This is a genomic window from Amycolatopsis pretoriensis (genome assembly GCF_900107925.1).
Lineage (GTDB): Bacteria > Actinomycetota > Actinomycetes > Mycobacteriales > Pseudonocardiaceae > Amycolatopsis > Amycolatopsis pretoriensis.
In genome coordinates, this window is record NZ_FNUJ01000003.1 from 56,680 (window position 1) to 73,310 (window position 16,631).

Below are 16,631 nucleotides of genomic sequence, written 5' to 3' on the forward strand. Positions count from 1 at the left end.
ACACAGGGGTCAAAGTAGCCATAGATTTCTGGTCATGACGAACCGAGTGAACTTCGCCAAGACCGCTCCGAAGGCCTTCAAGGCCCTGATCGGCTTCGACGCCGCCGCCCGCGCCGGCCTCGACCCCGCGCTGGTCGAGCTGGTGCAGATCCGCGCCTCGCAGCTCAACCGCTGCGCCTACTGCCTGCACATGCACACCTCCGACGCCCGCAAGGCCGGCGAGAGCGAAGAGCGGCTGCACATGGTCGCGGTGTGGCACGAGGCCACGAGCTTCTTCACCGAGAAGGAGCAGGCGGCGCTGGCCCTGACCGAAGCCGTCACGCTGATCTCGGGCGGCGTCCCCGACGACGTCTACGCCCGGGCCGCCGGCCAGTTCGGCGAAGAGGAGCTGGCCCAGCTGCTCGCGCTGATCTTCACGATCAACACGTGGAACCGCATCGCGATCACCACGGCGAAGGTGCCGGGCACGGACGAGCGGGTCGCGCGATGACCCGCCGGCCGGGCGCGGTGCTGGCGCTGCTGGCGTTCGCGCAGCTGATCATCTCCCTCGACTACAACATCGTGTACGTGGCACTGCCGGACATCGGCCGCGAACTCGGGTTCTCCGCGCAGAGCCTGCAGTGGGTGGTGAGCGCGTACGCCGTCGCGTTCGGCGGGGCGCTGCTGCTCGGCGGCCGGGCGTGCGACCTGATCGGCCCGCGCCGGGTGTTCGCCGCCGGCTGCGCGCTCTACGCCGGGGCGTCGCTGCTGGGCGGGCTGGCCGGCGAGCCCGGCCTGCTCGTCGCCGCCCGGGCCGGGCAGGGCCTGGGCGGGGCGCTGCTCTTCCCCGCGACGCTCACCCTGGTCAGCACGTCGTTCGCGGCCGGTCGTGAACGCAACCGCGCGTTCGCGGTGTGGGGCACCGCGGGCGGCAGCGGGATGATCCTGGGCTCGCTGCTGGGTGGCGTGCTGACGCAGGTGTTCGGCTGGGCGGCGGTGTTCTTCGTGAACGTGCCCCTGGCCGCGGCGGCCGCGGTGCTCGCGTTCGTCCTGCTGCCGGCCGACCCGGCCCGGGTGCCCGGCCGCCGGTTCGACCTCCCCGGCGCGCTGACCGCGACGCTCGGCACGACGCTGGTGGTGTTCGCGCTGGTCGAAGGCCCGGAGCTGGGCTGGACGTCGGTGCTGCTCCCGGCTTTCGCCGGTCTCGCCGCACTGGCCGCGTTCGTGGTGATCGAGCGCCGCAGCCGCGACCCGCTGCTGCCGCTACGGCTGCTGCGGGAGCGCAACCTCGGCACCGGGGCCGTCGTGACGTTCCTCTACATGGGCACGTTCGGGACGCTGCTGTACTTCCTCACCGGGTACTTCCAGGGCGTGCACGGCTACGGCGCGCTGGCGACCGGGCTCGCGTTCGGCGTGCCGATGGTGGCGATCGCGGCGGGTTCGCAGGCGGCGGGCCGGCTGGCCACCCGCTACGGCACCCGGCCGACGCTGGTGGTTTCGCTGGTCGTCGGCGGGGCCGGGGCGGTCATGCTGGGGTTGTCGATGACGCTTTCGGCGTCCTATCTGGAGCTGGTGCCGGCGCTGGTCGTGCTGGGGCTGGGGCAAGGTGCGGGGTACACGCTGATGTTCGGCGCGGCGGCGGCCGGGATTCCGGCGTCGGAGCAGGGAATCGCGTCCGGTGTGGCCTCGACGGCCCAGCAGGTCGGCGGGACGGTAGGGCTCGCGGTGTTCGTCGCGGTGGCCAACGCGGGAACGTCCGAAGTGGACGGTCTGCGCACGGCGGTGCTGCTGGCCGCGGCCGGGATCGCGCTGACGGCGGTGGCGGCCCTGCGGTTCCGCGGCGCCCGGCCGGCGGTGGCGGTTCCGGCCTGAGCAGCCCCCGTTTTCCACGCTACCGGAGGGCACCGACAGTCCCGGCGCCGTCGAGCGCGGCAAACGTCATGAACGACTCTTTCATGTCGTCTGACGACATGAAAGAGTCGTTCATGACACCGGGTCAGTCGGCCAGGGCCAGCAGATCGGCCTCGGGGACCGGCTCCTCGGCCTTTTGCTTCCGGGCGGCGAGACCGCTGATCGCGATCAGCAGGCCCAGCACCGCGATCCCGGTGACCACGCTCAACGCCGGCGTCAACCCGGTGAGCAGCGCGGTCGGCGAGGCTTCACGCCCGCCGTTCGCGGTCAGGACCGCCGTCACGACCGCGAGCCCGATCGCGCCGCCGACCTGCAGCGATGTGTTCAGCAGGCCACCCGCGAGACCCTGCTCGCTGTCCGAGATCCCGGCCGTGGCCTGGATGTTCAGCGAGGAGAACGCCAGTGTGAAGCCGATGCCGAGCAGGATCATGCTGGGCAGGACGAACGCCGCGTACCCCGAGTGCTCGTCCACCCGCAGGAACAGCGCGTAGCCCAGCACGTGCGCGACCACGCCCGCGAAGATCGTGCGCGGCGTGCCGACGCGGTCGATCAGCGGCTCGATGCGCGGCGAGCCGAACGCCACGATCAGCGCCGCCGGCAGGAAGCCGAGCGCCGTCTGCAGCGCGGACCAGCCCAGGACCCGCTGCAGGTACAGCATCACGACGAACTGGAACCCGATGTACGCGCCGAAGAAGAGCGCGCCGCCGAGGTTCGCGCGGGCCAGCGGGCCGGACTTGAGGATCCCCAGCCGCAGCAGCGGGTGGCTGCTGCGCTTTTCGATGACGACGAACGTCACCAGCAGCGCGGCCGCGACGAGGAACGTGATCAGCGTGCGCGGCGCGGCCCAGCCGATCTCCGGTGCCTCGACGACGCCGAACACGAGCAGCAGCGACCCGGCGGCGCCGGTGATGGCGCCCGGGAAGTCGTACCCCTTGCCCTCTTCCCGCCGGTACGACGGGATCAGCTTCCAGGCCGCGACCAGCGCGACGAGCGCGATCGGGGCGGGCAGCAGGAACGTCCAGCGCCAGCCGACCTCGGTCAGCAGGCCGGAGAACACGAGGCCGGCGGAGTAGCCGCTGGCGCCGAACACGGCGAAGATGCTGATCGCCTTGTTGCGCGCGGGGCCTTCCTGGAACGTCGTGGTGATGATGGACAGCGCGGCCGGCGCGGTGAAGGCGGCGGCGAGGCCCTTGATGAAGCGGCTGGCGATGAGCAGCGCGCCGTCGTCGACGAGCCCGCCGAGCAGCGAGGCCAGCGCGAAGACGGCGACGGCCACGAGGAACACCCGGCGGCGGCCGAGCAGGTCGGCGGTGCGCCCGCCGAGCAGCAGCAGCCCGCCGTAGCCGAGGACGTACCCGCTGACGACCCATTGCAGCGCGTTGGTGGACAGGCCGAGGTCGGCCTGGATGGCGGGCAGCGCGACGCCGACCATCGACACGTCGAGCGCGTCGAGGCCGATGACGATCGAAACGGTGAGCAGGACACCCCAGAGACGTGCGTCCCACCGGGTAGCGGTGGTGGACAAGGACACGGAAGAGCTCATGGCGGCGACACTACATGCACACGCATCTAATGTCTAAGCATTTAATGCGCTTGCATCTGATGTCTGCGCATGGTAAGTTGGCCGCCGTGAGCGACGTCGCTGAGCAAGGTCTGGTCGAGGAGTGGCACGAGCTGCTGGCCCGCTACTCGGCCGTGTTCACCACGCTCGAGTGCCGCCTCCAGGAAGAGCACGGCATCGGTGCGAACGAGTTCGAAGCGTTGGAACGCCTCGCGACGTGCGACTTCAAGTGCCGTTCGGCCGACTTGACCGGAGCGATCCACCTCAGCCAGAGCGCGACGTCACGACTGGTGGCGCGGCTGGAGAAGGAGGGGCTGGTCGAGCGGGCACTGTGCGAGGTGGACCGGCGCGGCATCTTCGTGACGATCACGGACGCGGGCCGGGAGAAGTACCTCGCGGCCAAGCGCACGCACCGCGAAGTACTCAACGAAACTCTCCGCTGACTCCCTAGCCGACCGGCCCCTCGGCCGCCGTCACCTGCAGTTGCTGCTGCCCGCCCGACGCGTCCGTCACCGTCAGCGTCAGCTGGTCGCCCGGGTGGTGGGTGTCCATCACGTTCGTCAACGTCGTCGCCGAGTCGATCGGCTTGCCGTCGATCGCCGTGATCACGCTCCCCTTCGCCAGGCCCGCCTTCTCCGCCGGGCCGCGCGACACCACGTCGCGGACCTGCGCGCCGCTCTGGCCGTCCGCCACCGACACGCCGATGAACGCCGTCTTGCCGATGTGGATCTTGTCCGTCGCCGTGCCCGCGACGATCTTGTGGGCGATGTCGACCGCCTGGTTGATCGGGATCGCGAAGCCCTGCCCCGCGCCGCCGCTGCGGCGGCCGTTGAGCTGGTAACCCGTCGATGCCGCCGTGTCCACGCCGATCACCTGCGCGTCCGCGTTGACCAGCGGGCCGCCCGAGTCGCCGGACTCGATGTTCGCGCGGACCTGGATCAGGCCGGTGAGCTGCTCGGACGACCCGCTCGACTCGTCGGACGCGGTGATCGACTGGTCCAGCGCCGTCACCGTGCCCGGCGCCGGCACCGGGTCGCCGCCCTTGCCGCCCGCGTTGCCGAGGCCGAGGATCTGGTCGCCGACCTTCACCGTGCCCGAGTCGCCGATGCTCGCCGTCGGCAGGCCGGAGGCGCCTTCGAGCTGGATGACCGCGATGTCCTCGCCGCGGTCGTAGCCCACGACGTGCGCCTTGTACGTGTCGCCGGTGCCGATGCTGGTCGCCTTGATGCTGGTCGCGCCGGCCACGACGTGGTTGTTCGTCAGGATCTCGCCGTCCGCGGTGAGCACGATCCCGGTGCCCGCCGCGGCCGCGCCCTGCAGGCCGAGCTCGGTGTTGATGTTGACGATGGCCGGGTTGACCTTCGCGGCCACGGCGTCCGCGTCGAGCACCGTCTGCGACGAGCTGGGCTGCCCGGAGAAGCCGAAGTTCTGGTTGCTGCTCGCGGTCGGGCTGGTCGAGGCCGAGATGAGTTGCCCGATGCCGAGCCCGGCGACCACGGCGATCGCCACCGCGATGACGGCGAACGCCAGCGCGCGGACCGGCCGCCGGCGCGGTGGCTGCGGAACGGGCGGCGGCGGATAGCCGTACCCTTGCCGGCCGTAGTAGCCCTGGGGTGCGTAGAAGCCCTGGGGCTGGGTGTACTGCTGCTGCGGGTACGGGCGCCCCCACTGGTCACGGGGCTGCTGGTCGTAGTAGCCCTGGCCGTAGCCGTACGGGTACTCGCCGCCGCCCTGCGGTCCTCGGTCGTACTCGCTCATGCACAGCTCCAGCCCTCGACAAGCCTCCGGCCGTTCCAGGAAACGCCTCGTTCCTGAGAATTTCCTGGCGCGCTTCCATGGACTTGCTGTGGATGTACCCGGCGCGAACGGCGGACATGCCGACGTGACCGACGTTACCCTCGGGGGGTGAAGCGCACCGTCGTGTTCGTGACCGCCGCGGTGCTGGCCGCCGGCTGTGGCAACGAGGTACCGCCGGGCGAGCCGCACCAGCTCGGCTGCCCTGGAGCCGCACGTTCAGCTTCCCGGCCGGCACCGGCAAGCACGAGTACCGGGTGGTCCTGAAGTACACGGACGGGTCGGTGAACGCGACGGCCAAGCTCGACGGCAAGCTCCAGAGCAGCAGCGCGGGCTCCGGCGACGGCCCGTCCACCCAGTCGATGAACGGAGACTTCAGCGACTGACCGCCGGCCCCGCCTCCCGGACCGCGCTCACCGCCGGATCCGTTCCATGCCGGGGTCGACCAGCGGCTCGGCGGCCACGGTGGCCGCGACCCGGCGGCCGAAGTACTCGATCTCCACGCCGCTGCCGATGTCCGCCGACGCCGGGAGCCACGCGTAGGCGATCGGCCGCCCGATCGTGTAGCCGTACGCCGCGCTCGTGACGTAGCCCGCGGCCACGCCGTCGACGAACACCGGTTCCTTGCCCAGCACGACCGTGCGGCCGTCGTCGATCGTGAGGCAACGCAGCCGCCGCGTCGGCGTCCGGCCCTCGAGCGCGTCCCGGCCGAGGAACTCCCCCTTCGCCGGGCGCACCGCGAAGTCGACGCCGGCCTCGTACGGGTCGTGCTCGGTCGTCATGTCAGTACCCCAGAGCCGGTAGCCCTTCTCCAGCCGCAGGCTGTTGAAGGCCGCGCGCCCGGCCGCGATGACGCCGAGGGGCTGCCCGGCCGCCCACAACGCGTCCCACAGCCGCAGGCCGTTGTCCGCGCTCGTGTAGATCTCCCAGCCGAGCTCGCCCACATAGGACAGTCGCATCGCGACCACCGGCACCCCGGCGATCCGGGCCTTGCGCGCCCGGAAGTACTTCAGCCCGGTGTGCGAGAAGTCCTCGCGCGTCAACGGCTGCACGAGGTCCCGGGCCAGCGGACCCCAGACGCCGACGCAGCACGTCCCGCCGGTGGTGTCCCGGACCCGGACCCCGGCCGGCGCGTGCTTGACGAAGTGGTCGACGTCGATGCCGCCGTTGATCCCGACCTGGAACACCTCGGGTTCCAGCCGCGCCACCGTGACGTCGCTGCGGATGCCGCCGGCGTTGTCGAGCATCAGCGTGTACGTCACCGACCCGACCGACTTGTCGAGCTGGTTGGTGGTCAGCGACTGCAGGAACTCCAGCGAGCCGGGACCGCTGATCTCCACGCGCTTCAACGGCGTCATGTCGTACAGCGCGACGCCGTTGCGCGTCTGCCACGCCTCGGCGGCGGCGATCGGCGAGTGGAACTGCGCCGACCACGCGTCCCGCGCCGGCGGGTGTGCGTCGTGCGGGAGCTTCTTCAGCAGTGGCGCGTTGGCCTCGAACCAGTGCGGCCGCTCCCACCCGCCCGCCTCCAGGAACACCGCGCCCAGTTCGCGTTGCCGCGCGTGGAACGGCGTGACGCGCAGATCGCGCGGGGAAAGCTTGGGCTGCAACGGGTGCAGGATGTCGTAGACCTCGACGAAGCTCTGCTGGGCGGTCTCGTCCACATAGGACCGCGCAAGCTGCACCTCCTCGAAGCGGTGCACGTCGATGTCGTGGGTGTCCACCTCGGAATGTCCGTCGACGAGCAGTTCGGCGACGGCCTTCGCGATGCCCGCCGAGTGCGTCACCCAGATCGCCTCGGCCAGCCAGAACCCGCGGACGTCGGCCGACTCGCCGACCAGCGACTGGCCGTCCGGGGTGAAGGAGAAGATGCCGTTGAAGCCCTCCTCGACCTTCGTCTGACGCAGCGCGGGCAGCAGCAACTGGCTCTGTTCCCACGACGGCGCGAAGTCGTCCTCGGTGAAGGGCAGCATGGACGGCATGGCCGTCTCGGTCACCGACGGGTCCAACGTGGACTCCTCGACCGGCATCGGCCGGTGCGCGTAGGAGCCGATGCCGAGCCGGTCGATGTGCTCGCGGAAGTACAGGTCCTGGTCCTGGTGGCGCAGGATCGGCAGGCTCGCCTCGACGTCGTCGGTGTTGCGCCCGGCGAGTTCCGCGACCTGCCCGGTCTTCGCGTACTGGTGGGCCAGGGGCAGCAGCGGGACGTCCATGCCGGCCATCGCGCCGATTTCGCGGCCCCAGAACCCGGCGCACGACACGACGACGTCGGCCGGGAAGTCGCCCTGGTCGGTCCGGACGCCGGTGACGCGGCCGCGGTCCTGGAGCACGCCGGTCACCCGCGTCGAGCCGATGAACTTCGCCCCACGGGATCCCGCCCGCGCGGCCAGCACCTCGACGGCCTTCGCGGCTCGCGCGAGCCCGTCGGTCGGGACGTGCAGCGCGCCGAAGATCCGGGAACCGTCCAGGAGCGGCCAGCGCTCGACGCATTCGGCAGCGTCGATGAGCTCACCGGAGACGCCCCACGACGTCGCCCAGCCGTGCTTGCGCTTGAGGTCTTCCCAGCGGGCCGGGGTGGTCGCGACCTCCATGCCGCCGACCTGGAGGAAACAGTCCAGCTCCAGGAACTTCTCGACGGTGTAGCGCGCGAAGTCCGTCATCGCCTTGGACGCGTTGGTCTGGAACACCAGGCCGGGCGCGTGCGAGGTGGACCCGCCGGTGCGCGGCAGCGGGCCCCGGTCGAGCACGGTGACGTCGGTCCAGCCGCGGGCGGTCAGCTCGTCGGCGAGGTTCGCGCCGACGATGCCGGCGCCGATGATCACGACTCGCGGTGCGGTCATGGCGGAACTCCTTCTACCGGAAGACGACAGTGCTGTTCCCGTTGAGCAGGACGCGGCGTTCGCAGTGCCAGCGCACCGCGCGGGAGAGGGCGAGGGCTTCGGCGTCGCGGCCGACGGTCACGAGCTCGCGCGGCGAGTACGTGTGGTCGACGCGCTGCACCTCCTGCTCGATGATCGGGCCCTCGTCGAGGTCGGGCGTGACGTAGTGCGCGGTCGCGCCGACGTACTTGACGCCGCGGTCGTAGGCCTGGTGGTAGGGCTTCGCGCCCTTGAACCCGGGCAGGAACGAGTGGTGGATGTTGATCGCGCGGCCTTCGAGCTTCTGGCACAGCTCGTTCGACAGCACCTGCATGTACCGCGCGAGCACGATGAGGTCGGCCTCGTACTCCCCGACCAGGTCGAGCAGCCGCTGCTCGGCCTCCGGCTTGGTGTCCGCGGTGACCGGGACGTGCACGAACGGCACGCCGGCCGCCTCGGCCATCGGCCGCAGGTTCTCGTGGTTCGAGACGACCACCGCGATCTCCGCCCCGAGGCCGCCCGCGCGCCAGCGGAAGAGCAGGTCGTTGAGGCAGTGCCCGAACTTCGAGACCATCACCAGGATCCGCGGCGGTGTCCCGTCGGAGAAGCCGAACTCCATGCCGAAGTCGCCGGCCACCGGGGCGAACGCGCGGGTCAGATCGTCCACTGTGGTCGCTTCGGTGCAGGTGAACGACGTGCGCAGGAACAGCGAGCCGCGGACGTCGTCGTCGAACTGCTGGTGCTCGACGATGTCGCAGCCCTGCCCGACCAGGAACGACGTGACGGCGTGGACGATGCCCGAGCGTTCGGGGCACTTGAGCGTCAGGGTGAAGGCCATCAGACGTACTCCAGGCTCGCGTCGGCCAGCCAGGCGTGGAAGTAGTCCGAAAAGGACTGCCGAACGAGGATCGTGAAGCCTTCTTCCCGGACCATCAGCACGATCCCGGTGCGCGCCAGCAGCGTCTGCACGCACGTCCCCGGCGGTGCCGCCTCCAGGTCGATCGAGCACCCGTGCGCCAGCACATCGGCCGCGTGCGCCCCGGTGAGCCGCACGACGTTCCGCTGCGCCGAGACGTCCACCACGGCGGCACTTTCACGTGAAAGTGCCGCTTCCAGGTCGGAGCTTTCACGTGAAAGCTCCGGTCCGAGGACCAGGTATTCGTCGGGGCCCATCCAGAGGATGTCGACGTCCCTGCCCTTGCTGTCACTGCCGCTGGTGAACGTGCACGGGCCGGGTAGGGGGACGCCGAGGAGTGAGTCGCCGTCGCGGAGGCGGACGGTGAGCTGGGTGCGGAACGGTTCGTCGACCGCGTCAACCGTCACGGCGGGCTCCTTCCTTGTCGAAGAGCACGGATTCGGTCACGGTCACGGGCACCACTTCGTCGCCGACCGGCACGTACAGCGTTTCGCCCACCCGCTCGCGACCCGAGCGGACCAGAGCGAGCGCGAAGGTGCGGCCGAGGGCGGCGCTGTCGTAGCTGGAGGTGACGTGGCCGAGCATCCGCACCGGCGGTTCGGGCACGACCTCCGATTCGATGAGCTGCGACCCCTCGGGCAGCAGCACCGACGGGTCCGCCGGGAGCAAACCGACCAGGTGCTTGCGGTCGGGGCGGTTGTTCTCCGGGCGGGCGAAGGAGCGCTTGCCGATGAAGTCGGCCTTCTTCTTGGACACCGCCCAGGACATGCCTAGGTCCTGCGGGGTGACTGTGCCGTCGGTGTCCTGGCCGATGATCGGGTAGCCCTTCTCGGCGCGCAGGACGTGCATGGTCTCGGTGCCGTACGGCGTCGCACCTTGATCCACTATGGACTGCCAGAGCGCGGGCCCGTGCCACGACTTGACGTTGATCTCGTAGGCCAGCTCGCCGGAGAAGCTGATCCGGCAGACGCGTGCTTGGAGGCCGGCGACTTCGGCGTCCTGCCAGGTCATGAACCCAAAGGCCTCGTTGGAGACGTCGAGGTCCGGGGCCAACCGGCCGAGGACTTCCCGCGACCGCGGGCCGACCAGCGGGATCGTGGTCCAGTGCTCGGTCACCGACGTCGCGAAGACGCGCAGGTGCGGCCACTCCGTCTGGAGCCACTCCTCCATCCACTCGAGGACCATGGCCGCGTTGCCGGTCGTCGTGGTGACCAGGAACCGCTCTTCGCCGACGCGGATGACCGTGCCGTCGTCGATCACCATGCCGTCGACGCCGCACATCACGCCGTAGCGGATCCGGCCGACCTTGAGGTTGCTCATCATGTTCGTGTAGAGCATGTCGAGGAACCAGCCGGCGTCCGGACCCTGGACGTCGATCTTGCCCAAAGTGGACCCGTCCATGCACGCGACGTCGTTGCGGGCCGCGCGGCATTCGCGCCGGACGGCGTCGGGCATCGACTCGCCGGGCCGCGGGTAGTACCACGGCCGCTTCCACTGGCCGACGTTCTCGAACTCGGCGCCGTGCTCGACGTGCCACGGGTGGATCGTCGTGACGCGCACGGGGTCGTGCAGCTCACCGCGGTCGCGTCCGGCCAGTGCGGCGAACGGCACCGGGGTGTACGGCGGCCGGAACGTCGTCGGCCGGCGGTCGGCGAGGTCGACGCCGAGGGCCTCGGCGGTGATCCCGGCGGCGAGCATGCCGGACGTCTTGCCCTGGTCGTGCGCGGTGCCGATGGTGGTGTACCGCTTGACGTGCTCCAGCGAGACGAGCCCGGCACCGGTCGCGCGCAGGACGTCGGACACGGTCGCGTCGCGTTGCTGGTCCACGAACCGCGTGTCCACTTCGGACTCGGGTGCGGGCACCTGCCAGAGCACCTTGGTCTCCGGCAGTCCTTCCCCGGCGGCCGCACCGACGACGCTCACGTTCGGCAGGTCGCCGGCCGGGACGTACGCACCGAGTTCCGGGGCGTACCGGAGGGTGCCGCGAGCCTGGCTGTAGAGGTGCACGGCCGGGTTCCAGCCGCCGGACACGAGCAGCAGGTCGCACGGCACCCGCTCCCCCTCCAGCGAACCCAAGGGCGCGACGTGCGCGGCGGTGATGTGGGAGTCACCGTCGGTGCCGATGACGCCGTAGCCCTCGCGGGCGTCGACGATCCGCACGATCTCGGCCCCGGCGTCGGCCAGTTCGGAGGCGGCGTCGAGCGCGGAGTCGTTGGTGGTGAAGACGACCACGCGCTGCCCGGCCAGGACGCCGTAGCGGTTCAGGTAAGTGCGGGCGGCGGAGGCGAGCATGATGCCCGGGCGGTCGTTGTCCGGGAACACGATCGGCCGTTCGTGGGCGCCGGTCGCGATGACGATCCGCTTCGCCCGGATCCGCCAGACGCGCTGCCGCGAGATGCGTTCGGGGGCCGTGGGCTCGCCCCGGCGTTCCAGGGCGAGCACGAAACCGTCGTCGTAGACGCCGAATGCCGTGGTGCGCGAAAGGAACCGGACTCCTTCGGGCGCCTCGCCGTCGGGCTGGTCGTCCACCAGCAGGACCCGGCCGGACGCGGCGGCAGCGGCCGCGCGGCCCGCGGGCCCGGCGCCGATGACCAGGACGTCACAGTGGGCGTGTTTGGCGTCGTAGCGCGCCGGGTCGGGCTCGGTGGCCAGCCGGCCCTGACCGCGCAGGCCCCGCGCGACCAGGCCGTCGTACAGCTCGACCGTCGTCGCGGACAGCATCGGCTCCGGGAACGGCTTTTCGATCTGCACCAAGGCGTTCGAGTCCTCGACGCCGGCGCCGATGATGCCGCGCGGCCGGCCGTACTTGATGCTGGTCGCGACCTGGTGGATGCCGTTGGCCAGCAACGCCGAAGCCAGGGTGTCGCCGAGGTAACCGGTCAGCTCGCGGTCGTCGAAGGTGAACTTGAGCGGGACGCCGGACAGTCGGCTCATGAGATCACCGGCCGGGGCTCGTCGAGGCGGTAGACCGCCAGGAGGTCGTGGGTACGGGTGTCGCGGACGGCGTTGAACCAGCGACGGCAGCCCGCGGAGTGGCTCCACCGCTCGGCGAACGGTCCGCTCGGGTTCTCGCGGAAGAAGACGAACTTGGCCCAGTCCTCATCGGACAGTGCCGACGGGTCCGCCGGGTAGGCGACGTGCGCTTGGCCGCCGTAGTGGAACTCGGCTTCCTCGCGTGGCCCGCACCAGGGGCAGGGAATCAGTTGCACGGAAACTCCTAATGCGCGACGGCGGCGGCGCCGTGCTCGTCGACGAGGGCACCGGTGGTGAACCGGTCGAGGGCGAAGGGTTCGGCGTACTCGTGCGGCTTGCCCCGCGCAATGGTCGCGGCGAAGACGTCACCGATACCGGGGGTGGCCTTGAACCCGCCGGTCCCCCAGCCGCAGTTGAGGAACAGGTTCTCCACCGGCGTGAGGCCGACGATCGGCGACGCGTCCGGGCTCGTGTCGACGATCCCGGCCCACGTCCGCAGCAGGTGCGCCCGCGCGAACACCGGGAACAGCTCCAGCGCGGCCGCCATCTGCTGCTCGATGATGTGGAACGAGCCGCGCTGGCCGTAGCCGTTGTAGCTGTCGATGCCCGCGCCCATCACGAGTTCGCCCTTGTGCGCCTGGGAAACGTAGACGTGCACGGCGTTCGACATGACGACCGTCGGGTGGATCGGTTCGAGGAGCTCGGACACCAGCGCCTGCAACGGGTGCGACGTCAGCGGCAGGTCGAGCCCCACCATGCGCGCCAGCACCGACGTGTGCCCGGCCGCGCACAGCGCCACTTTGCCCGCGGCGATCCGGCCCCGGGACGTCTCGACGCCGGTGACCCGTCCGTCCACTGTGGAGATCCCGGTGACCTCGCAGTTCTGGATGAGGTCGACGCCCAGTTCGTGTGCGGCACGGGCGAAGCCCCAGGCCACGTAGTCGTGCTTGGCGATGCCCGCGCGCGGCTGGAAGGTCGCGCCGAGCACCGGGTAGCGGACGTCCGGCGAGGTGTTGACGATCGGGCAGATCTCCTTGACGCCGGCGGCGTCCACCCATTCGGCGTCGATGCCGTTGAGCTTGTTGGCCTCGACGCGCCGGACGCTGTCCCGGACGTCCTGCAGGCTGTGCGCCAGGTTCAGCACGCCGCGCTGGCTGAACAGGATCGGGTAGCCGAGGTCCTCTTCGAGCCCTTCCCACAGCTTGAGGGAGTGCTCGTAGATGCCGGAGCTCTCGTCCCAGAGGTAGTTGGACCGGATGATCGTGGTGTTGCGAGCCATGTTGCCGCCCGCGAGCCAGCCCTTCTCCAGCACGGCGACGTTCGTGATGCCCTGTTTGGCCAGGTAGTAGGCGGTGGCGAGCCCGTGCCCGCCGCCACCGACGATGACGACGTCGTAGCCCTTGCTCGGCTCCGGGTTGTCCCAGAGGAAGTCCGGGTGCTCCGGCAGGTCCGTCATCGGGTCTCCTCCCCGGGGTACAGCGGGAACGCCTCGGCCAGCGCGGTGACGCGGGCGCGCAGCTTCTCGGCGTCGAAGCCGGGTTTCAACGCTTCGGCGATGACGTCGGCGGCCTCCCGGAACTCGGTGTCGCCGAAGCCGCGGGTGGCCAGGGCCGGGGTGCCGATCCGCAGCCCGGACGTCACCATCGGCGGCCGCGGGTCGAACGGGACGGCGTTGCGGTTCACCGTGATGCCGACCTCGTGCAGCCGGTCCTCGGCCTGCTTGCCGTCCAGTTCGGAGTTCCGCAGGTCGGCGAGCACGAGGTGGACGTCGGTGCCGCCGGTCAGCACGGAGATGTCGTCTTCGGCGACCAGTCGCTCGGCCAGGAGCTTCGCGCCCTGCAAGGTGCGCTGCTGGCGTTCGACGAACTCCGGCTCGGCGGCCATCTTGAACGCGACGGCCTTGGCCGCGATGACGTGTTCGAGCGGCCCACCCTGCTGGCCGGGGAACACGGCGGAGTTGACCTTCTTGGCCAGCGCCGGATCGTTGGTGAGCACGACGCCGCCGCGCGGGCCGCCGAGGGTCTTGTGCGTGGTGGTCGTCGTGACGTGCGCGTGCGGCACCGGCGACGGGTGCAGCCCCGCGGCGACCAGGCCGGCGAAGTGGGCCATGTCGACCATCAGGTACGCGCCGACCTCGTCGGCGATCTCCCGGAACCGCGCGAAGTCCAGCTGACGCGGGTAGGCCGACCAGCCGGCGATGATCACCTTCGGCCGGTGTTCGCGAGCCAGCCGCTCGACCTCCGCCAGGTCCACGCGGTAGTCCTTTTCGGACACTTCGTAGGCGGCGACGTCGTAGAGCAGGCCGGAGAAGTTGATCCGCATGCCGTGCGTGAGGTGGCCGCCGTGGGCCAGCGAGAGGCCGAGGATCTTGTCGCCGGGCTTGAGGAGCGCGGCCATCGCGGCCGCGTTGGCCTGGGCGCCCGAGTGCGGCTGGACGTTGGCGAACCCCGCGCCGAAGAGCGCCTTCACGCGGTCGATGGCCAGCTGTTCGACGACGTCGACGTGCTCGCAGCCGCCGTAGTAGCGCCGGCCGGGGTAGCCCTCGGCGTACTTGTTCGTCAGCACCGAGCCCTGCGCCTGGAGCACGCTGAGCGGGGCGAAGTTCTCGGAGGCGATCATCTCGAGCGTCGACTGCTGCCGGTGCAGCTCGGCGCCGATCGCTTCGGCCACCGCCGGGTCGTAGTCGGCCAGAGTTCGGTTGAGCACCGGTTCGATCGTCGCGGTCATCGCGGACCTTCCGTGGTCGACTTCTGATATATCAATCGTCGATGTAGGCTAAGCGCCATGCACCCGCAGGTCAATCCCCCGTCCCTGGCGGAACAGGCGTACCGGTTCGTCCGTGATCGCCTGGTCATGCTCGACATCCGGCCCGGCTCCCCCATCAACGAGGAGGAGCTCGGCAGCGAACTCGGCATGGGCCGCACGCCGATCCGCGAGGCGCTGAAGCGCCTGGAGTCCGAGCGGCTGGTCGTCGCCTACCCGCGGCGCGGGACGTTCGCCACCGACGTCAACATCTCCGACCTCGCGCACATCTCCGAGGTCCGGCGGACCCTCGAACCGATGGCCACGGCCGCCGCGGCCGAGCGCGCGACCGCGGCCGACCGGGCGACCCTGACCGAGCTGCGCGCCCAGCTCGACGCCGGCGTTCCCGGGGGCGGCAACAGCGAACTGCTGCGCACCGACCTCGCCCTGCACCGGGCGATCTACGGGTGCGTGCACAACCCGTTCCTCGAGGACACGCTGATCCGGTACGACAACCTGGCGACGCGGATCTGGTGCGTGTTCGTGCCCCGGCTGCCGGGGATGGCCGGCCACGTCGACGAGCACGTCCCGCTCCTCACCGCGATCATCGAGGGTGACGCCGAGAAGGCGGCCGCGTTGACGCACGCGCACGTCACCGGCTTCGAGGCCGCCATCCGGGCCTTGATCTAGACCGCCAGGCGGGCGCGGACCCAGTCGTGGAACGCGCCGATGTGGTGCTCACTGGGCACGAGCACCCCGCCGCGCGCGTACGAACGGGAGTCCATCGCGAGCTGACAGCGTTCGCACGCCTCGAAGTCCTGCAGGTTGACGCGGTGGAACAGCTCGACCGACCGGCTGAGGTCCCGGCCGGACTCGACCACTTCGGGCAGGTACAGCCAGTCGCAGCGCACCAGCGTCCGGTCCGCTGCCAGGGGGAACATCCGGTGGACGATGACGTGGTCGGGGACGAGGTTGACGAACACCCCCGGCTTGATCGTGATGGCGTAGTACTTGCGGTCCTGAGCCTCGGTGACGCCAGGGAGGCGGTCGACGCCTTCGGAGCCGTCGACGGTGAAGCCCTTGATCTCGCCGCCGAACTCGGCGCCGTGGCCGACGTAGTACTGCGCGGCGTAGCCGTCGGCGAACTCCGGGAGCACCTCGGTGAGCTCCGGGTGGATCGTCGCGCAGTGGTAGCACTCCATGAAGTTCTCGATGATCTGCTTCCAGTTCGCCCGCACGTCGTACTCGATGCGCTTGCCGAGCGCGAGGCCGTCGATGCCGTAGGCGTCGATTTCGGCCGGGCCGCCGAGCCGTTCGGTGACGGCACCGATGACGGTCTCTTCGAACGACGGCGGCTCGTCGGCCAGGCAGACCCAGGCGTAGCCGAGCCATTCCCGCAGGTGAAGCCTCGTCAGCCCGAACTCGGTGCGGTCGACGTCCGGCATCCCGGTGAGGTTCGGCGCGGCGACGAGCTTGCCGTCGAGGCCGTACGTCCAGGCGTGGTACGGGCACTGGAACGCGCGCTTCACCGTCCCGCTTTCGGACGTGCACAGCCGGGCGCCGCGGTGGCGGCAGACGTTGAGGAAGGCGTTGAGCCTGCCGTCCCGGCCCCGCGAGACCAGGACGCTCTCCTTGCCGATCTGGACGGTCTCGAACGCCCCGGGCCCGGCGAGGTCGGCGCTGCGCACGGCGCAGAACCAGTCCGCCTCGAAGATCTTCGCCTGCTCCAGCGCGAAGACCGCCGGATCGGTGTAGGCGGAGCCGGGCAGGGTGGCGAGCAGGCTCGGCGGGAGATCGATTGCGGTCACCGGCGTGGTCCTCTCCGCGGATCAGTTCGGGAGTTGCGCATAACGCGTCTTGTTGCTCACTCCGGAACAGAGTGACTGCCGCCACGCAC

General features: G+C 70.5%; 15 protein-coding genes. 5 read left to right on the forward strand and 10 right to left on the reverse strand.

The window, feature by feature from the left end; all coding sequences use genetic code 11:
* Positions 1-34 precede the first annotated feature (34 nt).
* Positions 35-490 (forward strand): carboxymuconolactone decarboxylase family protein, encoded by a 456-nt coding sequence (locus tag BLV96_RS12685; protein WP_086681200.1) that lies wholly within the window; start codon positions 35-37, stop codon positions 488-490.
* A complete protein-coding gene (locus BLV96_RS12690; protein ID WP_086681203.1) occupies positions 487-1,851 on the forward strand; it encodes an MFS transporter in 1,365 nt (454 codons plus the stop codon). The genes BLV96_RS12685 and BLV96_RS12690 overlap by 4 nt, the downstream gene beginning before the upstream one ends.
* A 124-nt stretch (positions 1,852-1,975) precedes the next feature.
* Here the strand turns inward: BLV96_RS12690 and BLV96_RS12695 are convergent, their stop codons facing one another.
* On the reverse strand, positions 1,976-3,433 hold the full coding sequence (locus tag BLV96_RS12695; RefSeq protein WP_086681205.1) for an MFS transporter: 1,458 nt from the start codon (positions 3,431-3,433) through the stop codon (positions 1,976-1,978).
* Positions 3,434-3,519: 86 nt separating this feature from the next.
* Here BLV96_RS12695 and BLV96_RS12700 point away from each other — a divergent pair, with 86 nt between their 5' ends.
* Complete coding sequence (locus BLV96_RS12700) at positions 3,520-3,894, forward strand: MarR family winged helix-turn-helix transcriptional regulator (RefSeq protein WP_086681207.1); 375 nt, start codon at positions 3,520-3,522, stop codon at positions 3,892-3,894.
* A 4-nt stretch (positions 3,895-3,898) separates the two neighbouring features.
* Here BLV96_RS12700 and BLV96_RS12705 read toward each other — a convergent pair whose 3' ends face one another.
* Complete coding sequence (locus BLV96_RS12705; protein WP_086681209.1) at positions 3,899-5,209, reverse strand: S1C family serine protease; 1,311 nt, start codon at positions 5,207-5,209, stop codon at positions 3,899-3,901.
* 293 nt (positions 5,210-5,502) lie between these two features.
* On the opposite strand from BLV96_RS12705, the gene BLV96_RS51235 reads away from it, so the two are divergent.
* Positions 5,503-5,631 (forward strand): hypothetical protein, encoded by a 129-nt coding sequence (locus BLV96_RS51235; protein WP_279627534.1) that lies wholly within the window; start codon positions 5,503-5,505, stop codon positions 5,629-5,631.
* A 27-nt stretch (positions 5,632-5,658) separates the two neighbouring features.
* On the opposite strand, the gene BLV96_RS12710 is transcribed toward BLV96_RS51235, so the two are convergent.
* Genes BLV96_RS12710 through glyA form a run of 7 tightly spaced genes read right to left on the reverse strand, consistent with a single transcriptional unit; the run spans position 5,659 to position 14,719 of the window.
* Positions 5,659-8,085 carry a GcvT family protein gene (locus BLV96_RS12710; RefSeq protein WP_086681211.1) on the reverse strand — a complete coding sequence of 809 codons (2,427 nt, stop codon included), beginning with the start codon at positions 8,083-8,085 and terminating at the stop codon, positions 5,659-5,661.
* Between the two features lie 13 nt (positions 8,086-8,098).
* Positions 8,099-8,941, reverse strand: a complete 843-nt coding sequence (purU, locus tag BLV96_RS12715; protein ID WP_086681213.1) for a formyltetrahydrofolate deformylase — start codon at positions 8,939-8,941, stop codon at positions 8,099-8,101.
* On the reverse strand, positions 8,941-9,426 hold the full coding sequence (locus BLV96_RS12720; protein ID WP_091389115.1) for a sarcosine oxidase subunit gamma: 486 nt from the start codon (positions 9,424-9,426) through the stop codon (positions 8,941-8,943). The genes purU and BLV96_RS12720 overlap by 1 nt, the downstream gene beginning before the upstream one ends.
* Positions 9,416-11,953: a 2Fe-2S iron-sulfur cluster-binding protein gene (locus tag BLV96_RS12725; protein WP_086677483.1), complete on the reverse strand. Its 2,538-nt coding sequence runs from the start codon at positions 11,951-11,953 to the stop codon at positions 9,416-9,418. The genes BLV96_RS12720 and BLV96_RS12725 overlap by 11 nt, the downstream gene beginning before the upstream one ends.
* Positions 11,950-12,228 carry a sarcosine oxidase subunit delta gene (locus BLV96_RS12730; protein WP_086677481.1) on the reverse strand — a complete coding sequence of 93 codons (279 nt, stop codon included), beginning with the start codon at positions 12,226-12,228 and terminating at the stop codon, positions 11,950-11,952. The genes BLV96_RS12725 and BLV96_RS12730 overlap by 4 nt, the downstream gene beginning before the upstream one ends.
* Before the next feature lie 8 nt (positions 12,229-12,236).
* The gene (locus tag BLV96_RS12735) at positions 12,237-13,448 is read right to left on the reverse strand and encodes a sarcosine oxidase subunit beta family protein (RefSeq protein ID WP_086677479.1); all 1,212 of its coding nucleotides are present in this window, start codon (positions 13,446-13,448) and stop codon (positions 12,237-12,239) included.
* A complete protein-coding gene (glyA, locus tag BLV96_RS12740) occupies positions 13,445-14,719 on the reverse strand; it encodes a serine hydroxymethyltransferase (RefSeq protein ID WP_086677477.1) in 1,275 nt (424 codons plus the stop codon). The genes BLV96_RS12735 and glyA overlap by 4 nt, the downstream gene beginning before the upstream one ends.
* Before the next feature lie 57 nt (positions 14,720-14,776).
* Between glyA and BLV96_RS12745 the strand changes: the two genes are divergently transcribed.
* Entirely contained in the window at positions 14,777-15,424 is a 648-nt protein-coding gene (locus BLV96_RS12745; RefSeq protein WP_086677476.1) for a GntR family transcriptional regulator, read from the forward strand.
* Here BLV96_RS12745 and BLV96_RS12750 read toward each other — a convergent pair.
* Entirely contained in the window at positions 15,421-16,542 is a 1,122-nt protein-coding gene (locus BLV96_RS12750) for an aromatic ring-hydroxylating oxygenase subunit alpha (RefSeq protein WP_086677474.1), read from the reverse strand. The genes BLV96_RS12745 and BLV96_RS12750 overlap by 4 nt on opposite strands.
* Between the last annotated feature and the right edge of the window lie 89 nt (positions 16,543-16,631).

Bases quoted from the DNA above. Each gene is read 5' to 3' on its own strand.
- BLV96_RS12685 (WP_086681200.1), top strand. From the start codon at position 35: ATGACGAACCGAGTGAACTTCGCCAAGACCGCTCCGAAGGCCTTCAAG.
- BLV96_RS12690 (WP_086681203.1), top strand. From the start codon at position 487: ATGACCCGCCGGCCGGGCGCGGTGCTGGCGCTGCTGGCGTTCGCGCAG.
- BLV96_RS12695 (WP_086681205.1), bottom strand. From the start codon at position 3,433: ATGAGCTCTTCCGTGTCCTTGTCCACCACCGCTACCCGGTGGGACGCA.
- BLV96_RS12705 (WP_086681209.1), bottom strand. From the start codon at position 5,209: ATGAGCGAGTACGACCGAGGACCGCAGGGCGGCGGCGAGTACCCGTAC.
- BLV96_RS12710 (WP_086681211.1), bottom strand. From the start codon at position 8,085: ATGACCGCACCGCGAGTCGTGATCATCGGCGCCGGCATCGTCGGCGCG.
- purU (WP_086681213.1), bottom strand. From the start codon at position 8,941: ATGGCCTTCACCCTGACGCTCAAGTGCCCCGAACGCTCGGGCATCGTC.
- BLV96_RS12725 (WP_086677483.1), bottom strand. From the start codon at position 11,953: ATGAGCCGACTGTCCGGCGTCCCGCTCAAGTTCACCTTCGACGACCGC.
- BLV96_RS12735 (WP_086677479.1), bottom strand. From the start codon at position 13,448: ATGACGGACCTGCCGGAGCACCCGGACTTCCTCTGGGACAACCCGGAG.
- glyA (WP_086677477.1), bottom strand. From the start codon at position 14,719: ATGACCGCGACGATCGAACCGGTGCTCAACCGAACTCTGGCCGACTAC.
- BLV96_RS12745 (WP_086677476.1), top strand. From the start codon at position 14,777: ATGCACCCGCAGGTCAATCCCCCGTCCCTGGCGGAACAGGCGTACCGG.